6 protein-coding genes are annotated in these 21,261 nt (G+C 76.7%); all 6 read left to right on the top strand.

The features are described from left to right. Positions 1–43 precede the first annotated feature (43 nt). Positions 44–961: an acetylglutamate kinase gene (argB, locus tag SNE206_RS36230; RefSeq protein ID WP_407917853.1), complete on the top strand. Its 918-nt coding sequence runs from the start codon at positions 44–46 to the stop codon at positions 959–961. Between the two features lie 109 nt (positions 962–1,070). Next, complete coding sequence (locus SNE206_RS36225) at positions 1,071–2,426, top strand: lysine N(6)-hydroxylase/L-ornithine N(5)-oxygenase family protein (protein ID WP_407917832.1); 1,356 nt, start codon at positions 1,071–1,073, stop codon at positions 2,424–2,426. A 65-nt stretch (positions 2,427–2,491) separates the two neighbouring features. Continuing rightward, complete coding sequence (locus SNE206_RS36220; RefSeq protein ID WP_407917831.1) at positions 2,492–2,740, top strand: phosphopantetheine-binding protein; 249 nt, start codon at positions 2,492–2,494, stop codon at positions 2,738–2,740. A gap of 68 nt (positions 2,741–2,808) precedes the next feature. Then, a complete protein-coding gene (locus tag SNE206_RS36215) occupies positions 2,809–3,816 on the top strand; it encodes an ABC transporter substrate-binding protein (protein ID WP_407917830.1) in 1,008 nt (335 codons plus the stop codon). Positions 3,817–3,924: 108 nt separating this feature from the next. Next, a complete protein-coding gene (locus tag SNE206_RS36210; protein ID WP_407917829.1) occupies positions 3,925–16,323 on the top strand; it encodes an amino acid adenylation domain-containing protein in 12,399 nt (4,132 codons plus the stop codon). 92 nt (positions 16,324–16,415) lie between these two features. Beyond that, positions 16,416–21,261, top strand: a 4,846-nt coding sequence (locus tag SNE206_RS36205) for an amino acid adenylation domain-containing protein (protein ID WP_407917828.1), incomplete at its 3' end; no start/stop codon positions are given.

Genomic DNA, 21,261 nt, shown 5'->3' with positions numbered 1-21,261 from the left:
CCCTGGGGGACGAGTGAGCAGCCGCCTCGCCGAGCGACCCGACCTGGCCCACCGGGACACCGGCCCGCACCGCCGCGCCCACCGCCCGCTCGACCTGCTGCCCCGGCTGGCGCACCTACGCGGCCGCACCGTCGTCGTGAAGTTCGGCGGCAACGCCATGGTCGACGAGGACCTGAAGGCGGCCTTCGCCCAGGACGTCGTCTTCCTGCGCTACGCAGGGCTGCACCCGGTGGTCGTGCACGGCGGCGGCCCGCAGATCAGCGCGCAACTCGACAGGCTGGGGCTGGAGTCGTCGTTCACCGCGGGCCTGCGGGTCACCACGCCGGAGACGATGGACGTCGTGCGGATGGTGCTCTCCGGACAGGTCCAGCGCGAGCTCGTCGGCCTGCTCAACGACCACGGCCCGTTCGCGGTCGGCATGACCGGCGAGGACGCGCACACCATGACGGCGGTCAAGCGCTACGCCGTCGTCGACGGCGAGCAGGTCGACATCGGCCTGGTCGGCGACATCGTCGACATCGAGGCGGGCGCCGTGAAGGCGCTCATCGCCGACGGCCGCATCCCCGTCATCTCCTCGATCGCCCGCGGCACCGACGGCCACGTCTACAACATCAACGCCGACACCGCCGCCGCCGCACTCGCCGTCGCACTCGGTGCCGAGATGCTCGTCGTACTCACCGACGTCGAGGGGCTGTACAGGAACTGGCCCGACTCGGGCGAGGTGATCGACCGTCTGTCCGCCACCGAGCTGGAGGAGATGCTGCCGACCCTCGCGAGCGGCATGCTGCCGAAGATGGAGGGCTGCCTGCGGGCCGTCCGCTCCGGCGTCGGCACCGCCCGCGTGCTCGACGGACGCGTGCAGCACAGCCTGCTGGAGGCCTTCCGGCCCGGCGCACCCGGCACCCTCGTGACACCCGGCACACGCCCCCACCCCAACACTGCGCACACGGACGGAATTTGACCTACCCCCGACCCATAAGGGAAGTTAGGCTAGCCTTACCTTATGGGGAGGGTGGATCGGCAGAGCGGGTCTCCGCCGCCCGAGCAGCACAAGCGACGGAAGGACGAGCATGTCTCGACTGCGTAAGGACGACGTGCCCGGCCAGGGCGACGGCATCGAGGATCTCGTCGGCATAGGCTTCGGCCCCGCCAACCTGGCGCTCGCCATCGCGGTCGACGACCACAACGGCCGCAACCCGCAGGACACCCTGCAGGTGCGCTTCCTGGAACAGCAGGAACGCTTCGGCTGGCACCGGGGCATGCTGCTCGAAGGCGCCACCATGCAGGTGTCGTTCCTCAAGGACCTCGTCACCATGCGCGACCCGCGCAGCCGCTTCACCTTCCTGACGTACCTCCAGGAGCGCGGCCGGCTCGCCGACTTCATCAACCAGAAGTCCTTCTTCCCGACCCGGCTGGAGTTCCACGACTACTTCGAGTGGTGCGCCGCCGAGTTCTCCGGCGCGGTGGCGTACGGCCGCCGGGTCGTCGAGGTCCGCCCGGTGCACACCGACGGCCGGGTGGCCGCCGTCGAGGTCACCGACGAGCAGGTCGGCGGCGGCGACCGGCGCACCGCCCTCGCCCGCAACATCGCCGTCGGCACCGGCCTCCGCCCCACCCTGCCCGAGGGCGTCACCGCGGGCGAGCGCGTCTGGCACACCCGCGACCTGCTCTTCCGCGCACCGGCCCTGACCGAGCTGCGGCACCGCCGCTTCACCGTCGTCGGCGCCGGGCAGTCGGCCGCCGAGGCCGTCGAGTACCTGCACCGCACGTACCCCGACGCCGAGATCTGCGCGGTGTTCTCCCGGTACGGCTACAGCCCCGCCGACGACAGCCCGTTCGCCAACCGGATCTTCGACCCCGCCGCCGTCGACGACTACTACGGCGCCCCCGAGTCCGTGAAGCAGGACCTGCTCGGCTACCACGCCAACACCAACTACTCCGTCGTCGACGGCGACCTCATCGAGGCGCTCTACCGCACCGTCTACCAGGAGAAGGTCGCCGGCCGCGAGCGCCTGCGGATGCTCAACACCTCGCGCCTCACCGGCGTCGAGCACACCGCCGACGGCGCCCGCGCGCTGGTGCGCAACCTCGCCACCGGCGAGGAACTCGCCCTCGAATCGGACGCGGTGGTGCTCGCCACCGGCTACACGCACGTCGACCCGCGCGAGCTCCTCGGCGCCTTCGCCACCGACTGCCTCACCGACGACCGGGACCGGCTGCGGGTCGACCGCGACCACCGCGTGCTGATGGCCGACCACGTCGACGTCGGCATCTACCTGCAGGGCGGCACCGAGCACACGCACGGCATCACCTCCTCGCTGCTCTCCACCCTGGCCGTGCGCTCCGGCGAGATCTCCGACTCGCTGCTGCTGCGCCGCACCGGCCGCACGCTCGCCGCCGACCGGGCGGCCGCCGTCCGGCCCTGACCGCCGCACACCGCCACCCGCACGCCGCCACCCGCACGCCCCCGACCGGAACGGACCACCCGACCATGCCCGACGGCACGCCTGCCGGCTTCGACCTCGACACCCTGCGCGCCGACCTCGCCGACGTCCTCGGCGAGCGGCCGGAGGACATCGCGGACGACGACGACCTCCGCGACCTCGGCCTCGACTCGATCCGGCTGATGGGCCTCGTCGAGACCTGGCGGGGCCGCGGCGCGCAGGTCGAGTTCGCCGACCTGGTCGAGCTCGGTCCCGCCCCGACCCTGCGCTCCGTGGCCGCCCACCTGGCCGCCTGAGCCTCCCCCGACGCCTGCCGGCGGCACCCGTCGGCCGCCGAGCAACCGCACCACTCCCGAGGAGAACCATGCGCACCACCGCCCTGCCCCGGACCCGCCGCAGACTCGCCGCCGCCGTCTCGCTCTCCGCGGCCGCCGTGCTCACCCTCGCGGCCTGCGGCTCCGACGGCGGCAAGGACGCCGCGCCCGCCGGCGACACCGCGGGCAGCGGCAGCGCCGCCGCCGGCCCGGTCGTGGTCGAGGCCACCAACGGCAAGGTCACCGTGCCCGCCGGCGTGAAGCGGATCGTCTCGATCTCGTACGCCACCGGCGCGCTCCTCGACCTCGGCGTGCAGCCGGTCGGCACCAGCACCCTCGACGAGAACAACCCGGTCGAGCTGCTGCCCTCGCAGAAGGAGGCCGCGGCGAAGATCGAGCCGATCGGCTCCGGCATCGAGATCAACATCGAGAAGGTCGCCTCGCTCAAGCCCGACCTGATCGTCGTCGAGGGCGCCACCGCCTTCGACTGGGGCGTCAAGAAGCTCGAAGGCATCGCCCCCACCCTGTACTTCGGCATCGAGACCCCGGTCGACCTGCTGAACGCCCAGGAGAAGATCGCCACCGCGGTCGGCAAGGACGCCGAGTTCAAGAAGCTCAAGGCGGACTACGACGCCAAGGCCGCGCAGATCAGGAGCACCTACGCAGGCAAGCTCAACTCGGTGAAGTGGACCATCGCCTCCTCCTACGGCGGCGGCGAGTTCCTCGTCGACACCAGCACCTCCTGGGTCGGCCGGGTGCTGAAGGACGCGGGCGCGACCTTCTCCCAGGCCTCCGCGGACGGCAAGGAGCACGAGGTCACCTACTCGACCGAGAAGCTCGACGTGCTGGCCGACGCCGACATCGTCCTCGTGCCGCGGACGGCCGCCACCGGTGAGGTGCCGCAGGACACCAAGGACCTCGACAAGCAGCCGGCCTGGCAGAACCTCAAGGCCGTCAAGGCCGGGAAGGTCCTGCCGGTCACCTACGCCACCAGCGACCGCTACGGCACCTCGACCGACGTGCTGAACCAGATCGAGACGATCCTCAAGGGCCTCTAGGCCCGCCCCCGGGCGGCCGCCGCCGCGGCCGCCCGGATCCGTTCCACCAGCACACCGCACCACCCCCGCCCCGGCGGGCGGCGCACCGACGACCGGGAAGGGCCGACGATGCCTGAGGCGAGCACCCCCACCCCGCAGCACCCGGCCGACGGGACGGCCGGTCTGACGGCCGCCCAGGCCGGAGTGCTCGCCGCCCAGCGGATCGACCCCGGCAACCCCGCGTACAACGTCGGCCAGTACGTCGAGCTGGACGGCCCGCTCGACACCGCCGCCCTGGAGCAGGCCGTGCGCCGCACCCTCGGCGAGGCCGACGGACTGCACATCCGCCTCGCCGGGCAGGACGGCAGCACCGTCGCCCGGCCGGCCGGGTTCGACGCCGACGCCTGGCACCTGCCGCAGCTCGACACCCGCGGCGCCGCCGACCCGGCCGCCGCCGCCGTCGGCCTGGTCCGCGACCAGCTCGCCCTCCCCACCCCGCTGGAGGGCCCCGGCGCCGGCCCGCTGACCGGATCGCTGCTCGTCCGCACCGGCGAGCAGCGCCACCTGTGGTTCCAGTGGTTCCACCACCTGGTGGTCGACGGCTGGAGCGTCACCCTGATCACCCGCCGGGTCGCCCAGGTGTACACCGCCCTCGTCCGCGACGAGCCCGTGCCCGCGAGCCCCTTCCGCCCCTCCCGGCTGCTCGCCGAGGCCGAGGCCGCCCACCTGGGCTCCGAGCAGGCCGCCGCCGACCGGGCGTACTGGCTCGACCGCCTCGCCGACCGGCCCGCCGCGGCCGGGCTCACCGAGGCGGCCGCGCAGGCCTCGCCGTCGTCGCTGCGGCACCGGGTGGAGCTCTCCGCCGAGGCGTCCGCCGCGGTGCTCGGCGCCGCCCGCGCCACCCGCACCACCTGGGCGGAGGCCGCCGCCGCCGGCTTCGCCGCGTACCTGCACCGGATGACCGGCGCCCCGGACGCGCTGCTCGGCACGCACGTCATGGCGCGCACCGCGCCCGGCACGCTGCGGGTGCCCGGCATGGCCGTCAACATCCTGCCGCTCCGTCTGGCCGTCGGCGGCGCCGACACCTTCACCGGCCTGCTGCAGCGGGCCGCGGCCGCGCTGAAGGAACTCCGCCGGCACCAGCTGCACCGCGGCGAGGAGCTGCGCCGCGAGCTCGGCCTCGTCGGCACCGACGAGCGGCTGTACGGGCCGCTGCTCAACCTCAAGCCCTTCGACACCGGCCTGGACTTCGCCGGGGTGCCCGGACGGACCGTCACCCTGGCCTCCGGCCCGGTCGACGACGTCTCGCTCTCCGTCACCAAGGACCCGCAGGACCGCCTGGCGCTGGAGTTCGAGGCCAACCCGGCGCTGTACACGGCCGCGGAACTCGCCGGCCACGCCCGCCGCTGCGCCGACCTGCTGACCCGGCTCGCCGGTGCCCCCGACCGCGCGATCGGCGACCTCCCGCTGCCCGCCGACGCGGAGCTCGCCGAGCTGCTGCACGGCTGGAACGCCACCGGCCGCGAGGTCCGCCCCGGCACCCTCGTCAGCCGGATCGCCGAGCGCACCGCCGCCGTCCCGGACGCCGTCGCCGTGGTCTTCGAGGGCGCCGAGCTGACCTACCGGGCACTCGCCGAACGCTCCGACGCGCTCGCCCGCACCCTCGTCGCGGCCGGCGCCGGACCGGACCGCGTGGTCGGCGTCGCCGTGCCGCGCTCCGCCGGGCTGATGGTCGCCCTGCTCGGCGTGCTCAAGTCCGGCGCCGCCTACCTGCCGCTGGACGCCGACTACCCGGCCGAGCGCCTCGCGTACATGGTCGAGGACGCCGCCCCCGTCCGGGTCGTCACCGTGCCCGCCCTCGTCGACCGCCTCCCGGCCGGCGCCCCCGTGCTGCTGCTCGACGGACAGGACGGACAGAACGGGCGGGACGGCCAGGACGCGCCCGGCGCCGCCCTGCCCGCCGTCGCCCCGGACCACGCCGCCTACCTGATCTACACCTCCGGCTCCACCGGCCGCCCCAAGGGCGTCGTCGTCACCCACGGCGCCATCGTCAACCGGCTCGCCTGGATGCAGCACGCCTACCGGCTGCAGGCCGACGACCGGGTGCTGCAGAAGACCCCGGCCAGCTTCGACGTCTCGGTGTGGGAGTTCTTCTGGGCGCTCTGCGAGGGCGCGTCGGTCGTCCTCGCCCGCCCGGAGGGCCACAAGGACCCGGCGTACCTCGCCGCGCTGATCGCCGAACAGCACGTCACCACCCTGCACTTCGTGCCGTCCATGCTGCGGGCGTTCCTGGAGGAGCCGTCCGCCGCCGCCCGCTGCGCCGGGCTGCGCCACGTGTTCTGCTCCGGCGAGGCCCTGCCGGGCGACGTCGTCGAACGCTGGTACGCGGCCCTGCCGGCCGTGCCGCTGCACAACCTGTACGGGCCGACCGAGGCCGCCGTCGACGTCACCCACCACCGCACCGGGCCCGGCGCCGGAGTGGTGCCGATCGGCCGCCCGGTGTGGAACACCCGGCTGTACGTGCTGGACGCGCGGCTGCGCCCGGTGCCGGTCGGCGTGCCCGGCGAGCTCTACCTCGCCGGCGTGCAGCTGGCCCGCGGCTACCTCGGCCGTCCCGGCCTGACCGCCGGCCGCTTCGTCGCCTCGCCGTTCGCCGCGGGCGAGCGGATGTACCGCACCGGCGACCTCGTCCGGTGGGCCCCGGACGGCGAGGTCGAGTACCTCGGCCGCACCGACGACCAGGTCAAGGTGCGCGGCTTCCGCATCGAACTCGGCGAGATCGAGGCGGCCCTGGAAGCCCTGCCCGGCGTCGGGCAGGCCGCCGTCACCGCCCGCGAGCTGACCCCCGGCGGCGCCCGGCAGCTCGTCGGATACGTCGCGCCCGCCCCCGCCGACCCGGAGGCGCTGCGCACCGCACTGGCCCGCACCCTGCCCGAGCACATGGTGCCCGCCGTGCTCGTCGGCCTGGACACGCTGCCGCTCAGCCTCAACGGCAAGCTCGACCGCAAGGCCCTGCCCGCCCCGCGGCAGGCCGCCGGCCCCGCCGCCCGCGCGCCGCGCACCGAGGCCGAGCGGGTCTTCACCGACCTCGTCCGCGAGATCCTCGGCCTCGCCGAGGTCGGCGTCGACGACAACTTCTTCTCCCTCGGCGGCGACTCCATCTCCGCCATCCAGCTCGGCAGCCGGGCCCGCCGCGCCGGGTACGGCATCACCCCGCGGGTGGTCTTCGAGCGCCGCACCGTCGCCCGGATCGCCGCCGTCGCGGAGACCCTGCACGCCGCCGCGGACACCCGGCCCGCCGCGGACGCCGTCGGCCCGCTGCCGCCCACCGCCGTCAGCGAGTGGCTGCGCGGCCGCGGCGGCCCGGTCGCCAGGTTCGGCCAGACCACCGTCGTCACCGTGCCCGGCGGCCTCGACCCGGCCCGCCTGACCGGCGCCCTGGACGCCCTCACCGACCGGCACGACGCCCTGCGGCTGCGCCTGCACGTCGCCCCGGACGGCACCTGGACGCAGGAGGTGCGTGCAGCGGGCAGCGCCCCCGCCGCGGACCGGCTCCGCCGGATCGCCGTCGCCCCGGACGAGCTCACCACCGCCGCCGCCCTGGAGCGCGAGGCCGCCGCCGACCGGCTCGACCCCGAGCGCGGCAGCGTGCTGCAGGCCGTCCACCTCGACGCCGGCCCCGGCACCCCCGGCCTGCTCGTCCTCGCCGCGCACCACCTCGCCGTCGACGGCGTCTCCTGGCGCATCCTGCTGCCCGACCTGCAGGCCGCCTACGAGGGCCGCACCCCCGACCCGGTCGCCACGCCCCCGCGCCGCTGGGCCCTCGGCCTCGCCGAGGCCGCCACCGGCGACGCCCTGCGCGCCGAACTCCCCCTCTGGCAGGCCGTACTGGCCGACGGCGCCGGGCCGCTGCTCGGCGACCGGCCGCTCGACCCGGCCCGCGACACCGCCGCGACCGCGCAGCGGCTGCGCCTCACCCTGCCCGCCCGCCGCACCGCGCCGCTGCTCGCCGACGTGCCCGCCACGCACCGGGCCGGCGTCGACCACGTGCTGCTGACCGCCCTCGCCCTCGCCCTGCTCGGCCGCCGCCGCACCGGCACCGACCGCGCCGACCTGCTGCTGCGCCTGGAGGGCCACGGCCGCGAGGACCACCTCGTGCCCGGTGCCGACACCGCGCGCACCGTCGGCTGGCTCACCACCGAGCACCCGGCCCGTCTGGACCTCTCCGGCGTCGACCTCGCCGACGCCCGGGCCGGTGGCCCCGCGGCCGGCCGGGCCCTCGCCCTCGTCAAGGAGCAGCTGCGCGCCCTGCCGAACGCCGGTGCCGGCTACGGCCTGCTGCGCCACCTCGACCCGGTCGCCGGCCCCGTCCTGGCCGACGCCGAGCAGCCTCAGCTGCTCTTCAACTACCTCGGCCGGTTCACCGCGACCGGTGCGCCGTGGACGGCCGCCGCCGGCGGCGACGCGATCACCGCGACCGCCGACCCCGGGCTGCCCGCCGCGCACGCGCTGGAGGTCGGCGCGTTCGTCCACGACGGCCCGGACGGCGCCGAGCTGTCCGTCAGCCTCACCTGGCCGCGCGGCGTGCTCACCGAGGACGCCGCCCGCGACGTCGCCGACCGCTGGTTCGCCGCGCTCGACGCGCTGGCCGCGTACGCCGCCCGGCCGGACGCGGGCGGGCTCACCCCGTCCGACGTGCCGCTCGCCGGCGTCACCCAGCCGGTCCTCGACCGGCTCGCCGCCGCGCACCCCGGCACCGAGGACGTGCTGCCGCTGTCGCCGCTGCAGGAGGGCCTGCTCTTCCACGCCGACCAGCAGCGCGCCGACGGCGCGGACGACCTCTACACCTCGCTCACCTCCCTGGACCTGCGCGGCCCGCTCGACGCGGACGCGCTCGCCGCGGCCGTCGACACGGTCGTCGGCCGGCACACCGCGCTGCGCGCCGGGTTCGCCGAGGACGGCACCGGCCGTCCGCTGCAGCTCGTCGCCGCGGCCGTCCGGGTGCCGTGGACGCACCACGACCTGACCGCGCTCGACGCCGCCGCGCAGCGCACCGCGCTCGCCCGGATCGAGGACGACGAGGCCTCCCGCCGCTTCGACCTGGCGCGGCCGCCGCTGGTGCGCTGCGCCCTGGTGGAGCTCGGCCCCGGCCACCACCGGCTGGTGCTGACCCGCCACCACATCGTCATGGACGGCTGGTCGACGCCCGTGCTGCTGCGCGAGCTGATCGCCGTGTACGGCGGCGCCGACCCGGCCGCGATGCCCGCGCCCACGCCGTACGCCGACCACCTGGCCTGGCTGGCCGGGCGGGACACCGCCGCGGACACCGGGGCGTGGCGCGACGCGCTGGCCGGCCTGGCCGGGCCCACCCTGCTCGCCGACACGCTGGGCACGCCGTCGGACTCCCCCGCCGCGGGCGGGCGCGAGGTCGGCCTGCCGATCCCGGCGGAGCTCGCGGCCGCGCTGACCGCGACCGCCCGCCGGTACGGGCTGACCCTGAACACCCTGGTGCAGGGCGCGTGGGCGATCCTGCTCGGCCGGCTCACCGGCCGCACCGACGTGGTGTTCGGCGCGACCGTCTCCGGCCGTCCGGCGGACATCCCGGGCGTGGAGTCGATGGTCGGGCTGTTCAGCAACACCGTGCCGGTGCGCTTCGCCGCGGACGACGACGAGCCGGTCGCCGAGGCGCTGGCCCGGCTGCAGGCGGAGCAGTCCGCGCTGCTCGACCACCAGTACCTGGGGCTGGCCGACATCCAGGCGCGGACCGGCCACGGCACGCTCTTCGACACCCTGCTGGTCTTCGAGAACTACCCCGTCGACCCGGAGCAGCTGACCGCCCGCGGCATGCAGGTCGCCGGCATCGGCAACCGGGGGGCCACGCACTACCCGCTGACCGTCCTCACCCTGCCCGGCGAGGCGCCGCAGCTGACCGTCGAGTACCGGCCGGACGTCTTCACCGCCGAGCAGGCCGGCACCGTCGGCGCCCGTCTGATGCGGCTGCTCGGCGCGATCGCCGACGACCCGCAGGCCCGCGTCGGCACGCTGGAGGTGCTCGACGCCGCCGAGCGCACCGCCCTGCTGGAGACGTGGAACGCCACCGGCCGCGAGGTGCCCGCCGGCACCGTCGTGGACGCCCTCGAACGGCAGGCCGCCGCCACCCCGGACGCCGTCGCCGTGGTCTGCGGCGGGCAGCGGACGACCTTCGCCGAACTCGCCGCCCGGATCGACCTGACGGCCCGCCACCTGGCGGCGCTCGGCGCCCGCCCCGGGCAGGTCGTGGCGCTGGCCCTGCCGCGCTCGGCCGAGCTGGTCGCCGCCCTGTTCGGCGTGCTGAAGTCCGGCGCCGCCTACCTGCCGGTCGACCTGGACCACCCGTCCGAGCGGGTCGCGCTGATGCTGGATGACGCCGCACCGCTGCTCACGCTGACCACCGCCGAGGTCGCCGGCCGGCTGCCGGTGCTCGCCGCGCACGGCCTCGGCGCCGTCCTCGCCGACGAGCTGGGCGGGCGGTCCGCCGAGCCGGTCGCCCCGCACGCCGACGACCTGGCGTACGTGATCCACACCTCCGGCTCCACCGGCCGCCCCAAGGGCGTGCAGGTGCCGCACCGCGGGCTGGCCAACATGCTGGAGCACCACGGCGGCACGGTGTTCGCCGACGCGGTGGCGGCGGCCGGCGGGCGGCGGCTGCGGGCCGCGCACACCGCGTCGTTCTCCTTCGACTCCTCGTGGGAGCAGCTGCTGTGGCTGGTGCTCGGCCACGAGCTGCACGTGTACGGCGAGGACCTGCGGCGCGACCCGCAGGCGCTCGCCGAGCGGCTGCTCGCCGACCGGATCGACACCCTGGACGTCACGCCGTCGTTCGGCCGCCAGCTCGTCGAGTGGGGCGTGCTGGACTCCGCCGTGCACCGTCCGCTGCTGTTCCTCGTCGGCGGCGAGGCCGTCGACCAGGCCCTGTGGACGCGGCTGCGCGAGACCGAGGGCGTGACCGGCCACAACTTCTACGGCCCGACCGAGTACACCGTCGACACGCTGGGCGCGGCCTGCGCCGACAGTGCGACGCCGTTCGTCGGCCGTCCGATCGGCAACACCCGGGCGTACGTGCTGGACGCCCGGCTGCGGCCCGTCCCGGCGGGGGTGCCGGGCGAGCTGTACGTCGCGGGGCCCGGTCTGGCCCGGGGCTACGGCAACCGGCCGGCGCTGACCGCGTCACGGTTCGTCGCCGACCCGTTCGCCGCGGGCGGCCGGATGTACCGCACCGGCGACGTCGTGCGCCGCCGCGCCGACGGCTCGCTCGACTACCTGGGCCGCGACGACGACCAGGTGAAGATCCGCGGCTTCCGGGTGGAGCCCGGCGAGGTCGAGGCGGCGCTCGCCGCCCTGCCGGGCGTGGCGCAGGCCGCCGTGCTGGCCCGCGGCGGGCACGGCGTGAAGCGGCTGGTCGGCTACGTCTCGCCCGCCACGGCGGACCCGGCCGCGCTGCGCGCCGCCCTCGCCGCCGCCCTGCCCGAGTACATGGTGCCCGCGGCGATCGTGCCGCTGCCCGCCCTGCCGCTGAACGTCAACGGCAAGCTCGACCGGCAGGCGCTGCCGGAGCCGGACGCCGCCGCGTTCGCCGCCCCCGCCGGGCGGGGGCCGCGCGACGAGCGGGAGGCCGTGCTGTGCGGCGTCTTCGCGGACGTCCTCGACCTGCCGCAGGTCGGCGTCGACGACGACTTCTTCGCGCTCGGCGGGCACTCCCTGCTCGCCACCCGGGTGGTCGGGCGGGTGCGGGCCGCACTCGGCGTCTCCGCCGCCGTGCGCGACCTCTTCGAGACCCGGACGGCCGCCGCGTTCGCCGCCCGGCTGGCCACCGCCGCCGCGGACCGCCCCGGCCCGGCCGCCCGGCCGCGCCCGGAGCTGGTGCCGCTCTCCCCGGCGCAGGCCCGGCTGTGGTTCCTGCACCGGCTGGACGGCCCGACCACGGCCTACACCATCCCGTGCGCGCTGCGGATCGACGGCCCGCTCGACGCGGCCGCGCTGGAGGCGGCGTTCGGTGACGTGATGGCCCGCCACGAGGCGCTCCGCACGGTCTTCCCCGACGTCGACGGCCGCCCGTACCAGCGCATCCTGGCGCCCGGGGCGGCCGGGATCCCCTTCGAGGTGCGCGAGGTGACACCGCGGCAGCTCGACACCGCGGTCGCCGGGGCCGGGGCGTACGCCTTCGACCTGGGGGTGGAGGTGCCCGTCCGGGCGACGCTGCTCACCGCAGGACCGGAGCGGCACGTGCTGAGCGTGGCCCTGCACCACATCGCGGGCGACGAGTGGTCGGAGGGCGTGCTGCTGCGCGACCTCGACAGCGCCTACGCCGCCCGGACCGCCGGGCGGGCGCCCGTCTTCGCCGCGCTGCCGCTGCAGTTCGCCGACCACGCGCTGTGGCAGGCCGACCTGCTGGCCGGCACGGACGGGCCGGCCGCCGCGCAGACCGCGTACTGGACGGACCGGCTGGCGGGCCTGCCCGCGGAGCTGGCCCTGCCCACCGACCGGCCGCGGCCCGCCGAGGCCACCGGCCGCGGCGGCGCCGTCCGACTGCGGCTGCCCGACGGGCTGCACACGGCGCTCGGCGCGTACGCCCGGCGCAGCGGCGCCACGCCGTTCATGGTGACGCAGGCCGCCGCCGCCCTGCTGCTCGGCCGGCTCGCCGGCACGGCGGACGTCGCGCTCGGCACGCCCGTCGCCGGGCGGTCCGACGAGGCCGTGGAGTCGGTCGTCGGCTTCTTCGTCAACACCCTGGTGCTGCGGCACGACCTGTCGGGCACGCCGACCTTCGACGAGCTGGTGGAACGCTCGCGGGAGACCGTGCTCGGCGCGCTGGCCCACCAGGACCTGCCGTTCGACCGGCTGGTGGAGATCGTCAACCCGGAGCGGTCGCTCGGCCGGCACCCGCTCTTCCAGGTGATGGTGCAGCACCGCCGGGAGGCCGGCGGCCTCGACGCCCTGCTGGGCGCGCGCACGGCACTGCTGCCCGACCCGGTGCACGCGGCCCGCTTCGACCTGGCGTTCACCTTCGTGGAGTCCGCCGACGGCGCCCGCACCGACCTGACGGTCATCCACGCCGAGGACCTGTACGACCGGGCCACGGCCCGGCTGTTCGGCGCCCGGCTGATCCGGGTGCTGGAGCAGGCGCTGGCCGCACCCGACCGGCCCGCGGAGCGGATCGAGCCGACCGCCGCCCAGGAGCGGCGCGGCCTGGCGGGCGAGTGGAACGCCACCGACCGGGAGGTCCGCGACGGCACCCTGGTCGACCGCATCGCCGAGCGCACCGCCGCCACGCCCGACGCGGTCGCCGTCGACTTCGAGGGCGAGCAGCTGACGTACCGGCAGCTCGACGAGCGCGCCGGGCGGCTGGCCCGGGTGCTGGCCGCGGCCGGTGCCGGGCCGGACCGGATCGTGGCCGTCGCCGTGCCGCGGTCGGCCGAGCTGGTGGTCGCGCTGCTGGGCGTGCTGCGCGCCGGTGCGGCGTACCTGCCGCTGGACACCGAGTACCCGGTGGAGCGGCTCGCCGCGACGGTCGAGGACGCCGCGCCGGTGTGCGTGCTGTCGGTGCCCGGGCAGGACGACCGGCTGCCGCGGGTGCCGGGCGTGCCGGTGCTCGCCGTCGACGCGGACGGCCCGCAGGCCGAACCGGCCGCGGCCGGGCCGGACCACGCCGCGTACGTGATCTTCACCTCGGGCTCCACCGGCCGCCCCAAGGGCGTGCTGGTGACGCACCGGGCCATCGTCAACCGGCTCGACTGGATGCGCGAGGTCTACAGCGTCACGCCCGAGGACCGCGTGCTGCAGAAGACCCCGGCCGGCTTCGACGTGTCGGTGTGGGAGTTCTTCCTGCCGCTGGTGAGCGGTGCCCGCGTCGTGCTGGCCCGGCCGGGCGGCCACCGCGAGCCCGACTACCTGGCCGCGCTCGCCGCCCGCGCCGGGATCACCGCCTGCCACTTCGTGCCGTCGATGCTCACCGCCTTCACCGGTGCGGCCGAGCAGGACCCCGCCCTCCGGGCGGGCTTCACCGGGGTGCGCCGGGTGTTCTGCTCGGGCGAGGCGCTGCCCGCCGCGGCCGTCGACCGGTTCGCCGCGCTCTGGCCGCAGATCGAGCTGCACAACCTGTACGGGCCGACCGAGGCCGCCGTCGACGTCACCTACCACCGGGCGTGGGCCGGCGCGGGCACCGTGCCGATCGGCCGCCCGGTCTGGAACACCCGGCTCCACGTGCTGGACGCGCGGCTGCGCCCGGTGCCGGTCGGCGTGCCCGGCGAGCTCTACCTCGCCGGCGTGCAGCTGGCCCGCGGCTACCTCGGCCGTCCCGGCCTGACCGCCGGCCGCTTCGTCGCCGACCCGTTCGCCGCGGGCGGGCGCATGTACCGCACCGGCGACCTGGTGCGCCGCCGGGTCGACGGCGAGGTCGAGTACCTCGGCCGCACCGACGACCAGGTCAAGGTGCGCGGCTTCCGCATCGAACTCGGCGAGGTCGAGGCCGCCCTGGCCGCCCTGCCCGGCGTCGGGCAGGCCGCCGTGACGGCCCGTCCGCTCACCGACGGCGGCGCCCGGCAGCTGCTCGGCTACGTGGTGCCGCAGGCCGGCGCCTCGGTCGGCGGCGACGCGGTGCGCGCGGCGGTCGCCGCGGTGCTGCCCGAGCACATGGTGCCCGCCGTGGTCACCGTGCTGGACGCGCTGCCGCTGAGCGTCAACGGCAAGCTCGACCGCAAGGCCCTGCCCGCCCCCGGCCGGGGTGCGGCCGCCCCCGCGGCCCCCGCGGGTCAGGGCCCGGCCCGGGCGATGGCCCGGGTGTTCTCCGAGGTGCTGGGCCTGGCCGACGTCGGCGAGGACGAGAACTTCTTCGCGCTCGGCGGCGACTCCATCGTCTCCATCCAGCTGGTCGGCCGGGCCCGCACGGCGGGCTTCGCCGTCACGGCGAAGGACGTCTTCCAGCACCCGACGCCCGCCGCCCTGGCCGCCGCCGCCAAGGGCCTGCCGGCCGCCGCGGCCGGTCCCGCCGCCGCACCGCCCGCCGCCGTCGACGGGCCGCTGCCCGCGCTGCCGGTCGTGCACTGGCTGCGCGAGCGCGGCGGGCCGGTCGACCGCTTCAACCAGTCCGTGCTGCTCACCGTGCCCGCGGGCCTCCGGGAGGAACCGCTGCGCCGGGCGCTGGCCGCCCTCGCCGGGGCCCACCCGGCCCTGCGGCTGCGGCTGGCGCGCACCGACGGCATCTGGACGCAGGAGGTGCTGCCCGCCGCGCAGGCCCCGGCCGTCACCGACCCGCAGACCCTGCGCCGCGTCGCCCTGGACGGCGCCGACCCCGCCGCCGAGGCCGACGCGGCCGCCGCCGCCCTCGACCCCGACACGGGCCGGGTGCTGCGCGCCGTCTGGTTCGACGGCGGCCCGGAACGCGACGGCCGTCTGCTGCTGACCGTGCACCACCTGGCCGTCGACGGCGTCTCCTGGCGCACCCTGCTGCCCGGGCTGGCCGCCGCCTACGCCGGCCGCGCCCCCGAACCGGAGACGGACCCGCTGCGCGCCTGGGCCGAGCACCTGCTCGCCCACGCCCACGAGCGCCACCGGATCGCCGAACTCCCCCACTGGCAGGCGGTGGCGGCCGGACCCGCCGGGCCGCTGGGCGGCCTCGCCGCCGACCCGGCCCGCGACACCGTCGCCACCCTGCGCACCCTGCGCCGCACCCTGCCCGCCGACCGCACCGCGCCGCTGCTCGCCGACGTGCCGCAGGCGTTCGGCGCCGGGGTCGACGACGTGCTGCTGGCCGGCCTCGTGCTCGGCGTGGCGACCGCGCGTCCCGGCGGCGTCCCCGCCGTCCGCGTCGACCTGGAGGGCCACGGCCGCGGCGGCCACGACGGCCGCACCCCGGACCTCGCCCGCACCGTCGGCTGGTTCACCACCGTGCACCCCGTGCGGCTCGACCTGACCGGGCTGGACCCGGCCGCGGCGATGGCCGGCGGCGAGGCCGCCGGGCAGGTGCTCAAGCAGGTCAAGGAGCAGCTGCGGGCCGCCCCCGACAAGGGCCTCGGCTACGGGCTGCTGCGCCACCTCAACGCGCAGACGGCGCCGCTGCTGGCTGCCGCGCCGCGCTCCGAGGTGCTGTTCAACTACCGCGGCCGCACCGACGGCCGGGCTCCCGACGCGGGCGGCTGGCCGCTCGCCCCGCAGGACGAACGGGCGGCCGTCGCGGCGGCCGCCGGGCCCGACCCGGCGATGGCGGCCGGATACCCGCTGGAGATCGACGCGGTCGTGCAGGCCGGGCCGGACGGCCGGCCCGAGCTGGCCGTCGGGTGGAGCTGGCCGCAGGCCCTGCTGACCGACGCCGAGGCGGCCGCCCTGGCGGACGCCTGGTTCGCCGCGCTCGACGCGATCGCCGCACACACCCGCACCGGCGGGGGCGGCGGCATCACCCCGTCCGACCTCGACCTCGTCGCGCTGAAGCAGGAACAGATCGACCGTCTGGAGGCCCGCATGCGCGGCGCCCGGCCCACCCGGCGGCGGCGATGAGCCACCGCGACGAGCCCGCGGCGGCGAGCCTCCGCACCGGGCCGAGCACCCGTCCGACCATCCGTCCGACCACACCCGGGACCGAGAACACCGTGACGCACTCCACCGACCCGACCGCCCCGACCGCCCGGCCGGCGGCCGACCAGCCGCAGGGCGACCAGCCGCAGGCCGATCAGCTGGAGGCGGGGGCCCGGCTGGAGGACGTCTACCCGCTGTCCTCGCTGCAGGAGGGCCTGCTCTTCCACGCCCTCTACGACGACGGGGCGCGCGACGTCTACGTCGTGCAGTCGCACCTCGACCTGGCGGGCGCCGTCGACACCGCCCGGCTCGCCGCCGCCGTCGACGCGCTGCTGCGACGGCACGCCAACCTGCGGGCGGGCTTCTGGTACGAGGACCCGGAGGCGATCGTCCAGTTCGTGCCGGGCACGGTGGCGACGCCGCTGCGCGAACTCGACCTGACCGGCACCGCCGCGCCCGGGGATGCCGTCCGCGCCGCGATGGACGAGGACTGGCACCACCGCTTCGACCTCGGCACCCCGCCGCTGCTGCGCCTCACCCTGCTGCGCCTCGCCGCGGACCGCGCCCGGCTCGTCATCACCTGCCACCACCTGCTGCTGGACGGCTGGTCGATGCCGATCGTCGTCCGCGAGCTGCTGGCGCTGTACGGCTCCGCGGGCGACGCCTCGGTGCTGCCCGCCGTCCGCCCGTACAAGGACCACCTGGCGCTGCTCGCCACCCGCGACACCGCCGCCGCCGAGGCCGCCTGGCGGGCCGAGCTGGCCGGGTTCGCCGAGGCGCACCCGGTGGCGCCCGGCGCGGCGGCCGGCGCCGCGGTGGAGCCCGGCACGGTGGAGGCCACCGCGGGCCCCGAGCTGTCGGCGGCGGTCGCCGCGGCCGCCCGGGGCCGCGGCCTGACCCTGGGCAACGTCGCCCACACCCTGTGGGGCGTGCTCGTCGGCTCGCTGACCGGCACCACCGACGTGGTCAGCGGCACCACCGTCTCCGGTCGGCCGGACGACCTGCCGGGCGCCGGGTCGATGGTCGGCCTGTTCATCAACACCGTGCCGGTCCGCGTACGGCTGCGGCCCGGCACCACCCTGGCGGAGGCCGCCGCGGAGACCCAGCGCCGGCAGGCCGAACTGCTGGCCCACCAGCACCTGGGCCTGGGCGCCGTGCAGCGGGTCTCCGAGGTCGACGGCCCGCTCTTCGACACCCTGCTCGTGGTGGAGAACTACCAGGGCGGCGGCGACGCGCTCGTCGAGACCCTGGGCACCGCCGGGGGCCTGGCCGTGACCGGCCTCGGCGCGCGCGACGCCACCCACTACCCGCTCACCCTGTCGGTGCTGCCCGGCACCGACCTCCGACTCGAACTCGGCTACCGCACCGACCTCTTCGACGCCGCGGAGGCCGGGCGGATCACCGCCCGCTACCTCGCCCTGCTGGCCGCGTTCGCCGCCGACCCGGACACCCCGCTCGCCCGGCTCGACCTGCTGCCCGCCGACGAGCGCGCCGCCCTCGCCGCGACCGCCTCCGGCAGCGCCCACGACGTGCCGGCCGGCACCGCCGCCGACCGCTTCGCCGCGCAGGCCGCCCGCACCCCGCAGGCCCGCGCCCTGGTCGGCCCGGCACTCACCGGCCGCGGCACCGAGGAGTTCACCTACGCCGAGCTCGACGGGAACGCCGACCGGCTCGCCCGGCTGCTGCTCCGCCGCGGCCTGGGCCCCGACCGGATCGCCGCCCTCGCCCTGCCCCGCTCCGCCGCCACCGTCACCGCCCTGCTCGCCGTGCTCAAGGCCGGCGGCGCCTACCTGCCGCTCGACCTCGACCACCCCGACGAGCGGCTCGCCCTCGTCCTCGACGCCCGCCCGGCCGTGGTGCTGACCACCCGCGAGGTCGCCGCCCGCCTGCCCGGGGTGCCCGGCGCGGTCACCCTGCTGCTGGACGACCCGGCCACCGCGGCCGCCCTCGCCGCCCTGCCCGGCGGCCCGCTCACCGACACCGAGCGCGGCGGCCCGGTCGACCCGGCGCAGGCCGCGTACGTCATCCACACCTCCGGCTCCACCGGCCGGCCCAAGGGCGTGGTGATCCCGCACGCGGGCCTCGCCAACCTGGTGCACGACCACCTGGGGACGGTCTTCGCGGACGCGCTGCGCGCCACCGGCCGGGAGCGGCTGCGGGCCCTGCACACCGCCTCGTTCTCCTTCGACTCCTCGTGGGAACAGCTGATCTGGCTGATCGGCGGCCACGAGCTGCACGTCCTCGGCGAGCAGGACCGCCGCGACGCGGAGGCCGTCGTCGCCCACGTCCGCGCGCACCGCATCGACACCCTCGACGTGACCCCCTCGTACGCGCAGCAGCTCGTCGACTCGGGCCTCCTCGCGGGCGCGCACCGCCCGCCGGTGCTGCTGCTCGGCGGCGAGGCGCTGCCCTCACCGCTGTGGACGCGGCTGCGCGCCGAGCCCGGCGTGACCTGCGTCAACTACTACGGGCCGACCGAGTTCACCGTCGACGCGCTGGTCGCCGACCTCGCCGACAGCGTGGAGCCGAGCGTGGGCCGCCCGCTGCGCGGCACCCGCGCGTACGTGCTGGACGCGCTGCTGCGGCCCGTCCCGGCGGGATCCCCCGGCGAGCTGTACCTCGCGGGCGCCCAGCTGGCCCGCGGCTACCTCGGGCGTCCCGGCCTGACCGCCGGCCGCTTCGTCGCCGACCCGTTCGCCGCGGGCGGGCGCATGTACCGCACCGGCGACCTGGTGCGCCGCCGCACCGACGGCACGATCGACTTCCTCGGCCGGGTCGACGACCAGGTGAAGATCCGCGGCTACCGCATCGAGCCCGGCGAGATCGAGGCCGCCCTGGCCGCCCTGCCCGGCGTCGCGCAGGCCGCGGTGCTGGTGCGCGGCGGCACGGTCGACCGCCTGGTCGCCTACGCCGTGCCCGCGCCGGGCGCGGAGCTCTCCGCCGACGCGCTCGGCGAGGCCCTCGCCGCCCGCCTGCCGGAGTACATGGTGCCGTCGGCGTTCGGCGTGCTCGACGCGCTGCCGCTGACCGTCAACGGCAAGCTCGACCGGGCCGCCCTGCCCGACGACGTCCTCGGCTTCACCGGCCTCGGCCTCGGCCGCGCCGCCGGCACCGAGACGGAGGAACTGCTCTGCGAGCTGCTCGCCGAGGTGCTCGGCCTGCCCGCGGTCGGCGCCGAGGACGACTTCTTCCGCCTCGGCGGCGACTCCATCTCGTCCGTCCGCCTGGTCGGCGCCGCCCGCTCCGAGGGCCTGGCGCTCAGCCCCCGCGACGTCTTCGAGCAGCGCACCCCCGCGGCCCTGGCCGCCCTCGCCGACCGGCGCGAGGCCGCCGACCGCACCCCCGCGCCGCCGGCCCTGCCGGCGCCGTCCGCGGAGCTGCTGGCCGCCGTACGGGCGGCCGTGCCGAAGCTCGACGTCGAGGACGTCTGGCCGGTCTCCCCGCTGCAGGAGGGCCTGCTCTTCGAGGCCGGCTACGACGACCGGGCGCTCGACGTCTACACGTCCCGCGACGTCGTCACCCTCACCGCCCGGGTGCCCGCCGACGTGCTGCGGGCCGCCGTCTCCGCCGTGCTGGACCGCCACCCCAACCTGCGGGTCGGCTTCCTCCAGGACGGCCTGGAGCAGCCGGTGCAGTTCGTGCCGCGCGCCGTGGACGTGCCGCTCACCGAGACCGACCTCACCGCCCTCGACGAGGCGGCGTTCGCCGCCGAGCTGCACCGCATCAAGGAGGCCGAGGCGTTCACCCGCTTCGACCTCACGGCGCCGCCGCTGCTGCGCCTGGTCTCGGTGCTCGCCCCGGACGGCCGCCAGCACATCCTGATCACCAACCACGCGCTGCTGTGGGACGGCTGGTCGTCCGGCCTGTTCCTGGAGGAGCTGCTGACGCTCTGCCACGACGGCACGATCGACACCCCGGCCGGCCTGCCGTACCGCGACTTCCTCGGCTGGCTCGCCGCCCAGGACACCGCGGAGGGCCGCACCGCCTGGCGGCGTTCGCTGGACGGCCTCGACGAGCCGACGCTCGTCGCCCCGCAGGCCCGCGAGCGGGCCGCCGTGCTGCCCGAGGAGGTCGTGCTCGCCGCACCCGCCGGGCTGTCCGAGCGGATCGCCGGGTACGCCCGTACGCACGCCCTGACCCTCAACACCGTGCTGTCCGGCGCGTGGGCGCTGCTGCTGGCCGGCGTGACGGCCCGGCAGGACGTGGTGTTCGGCGCGACCGTCTCCGGACGCCCCGCCGAGCTGCCCGGCATCGACCGGACGATCGGCATGTTCCTCAACACCGTGCCCGTCCGGGCCCGGCTCGACTCCGCGGAGAGCGTCACCGCCTTCCTGACCCGGCTCCAGGCCGAGCAGGCCGAGCTGCTGCCGCACCACCAGACGAGCCTGGGCGAGATCCAGCGCGGCACCGGTTTCAGCCGCCTCTTCGACACCCTGCAGGTGCTCCGCAACACGCCGTCCGACGACGCGGTCCGCGACCGGATCCGCACCGAGCTGGGCGTGCAGCAGGTCACCGACGTCGACGCCACGCACTTCCCGCTGATCTTCATCACCAACCCCGGCCCCACCCTGGGCTTCGAGTGGAAGTACCGCCCGGACGTCTTCGACCGCGACACCGTCGAGCAGCACGCCGAACGGCTGGTCTCCCTGCTGGAGCAGATCACCGCGCAGGACGGCCTGCTGGTCCGCGAGACCGATGTGCTGACGGAGCGGGAGCGGGGGCTGATCCTCGGCGAGTGGGCCGACACCGCCCACGAACTCCCCGACGCCTCCGTCGCCGACCTCCTCGCCGAGCGCGCCGCCCTCGTCCCCGACGACACCGCCCTCGTCTTCGGCACCGACACCTGGACCTACGCCCAGCTCGACGCCCGCATCAACAGACTCGCCCGCCTCTTCACCACCCACGGCGCCGGCCCCGAGA

It is taken from the genome of Kitasatospora sp. NE20-6 (assembly GCF_045862635.1).
The sequence above is the reverse complement of the archived record's forward strand: the minus strand, read 5'-3'. Positions and strand labels throughout refer to the sequence as shown.

Coding starts and splice junctions, on each gene's coding strand:
- SNE206_RS36215 (WP_407917830.1), top strand. CDS start 2,809: ATGCGCACCACCGCCCTGCCCCGGACCCGCCGCAGACTCGCCGCCGCC.
- SNE206_RS36225 (WP_407917832.1), top strand. CDS start 1,071: ATGTCTCGACTGCGTAAGGACGACGTGCCCGGCCAGGGCGACGGCATC.
- SNE206_RS36210 (WP_407917829.1), top strand. CDS start 3,925: ATGCCTGAGGCGAGCACCCCCACCCCGCAGCACCCGGCCGACGGGACG.
- SNE206_RS36220 (WP_407917831.1), top strand. CDS start 2,492: ATGCCCGACGGCACGCCTGCCGGCTTCGACCTCGACACCCTGCGCGCC.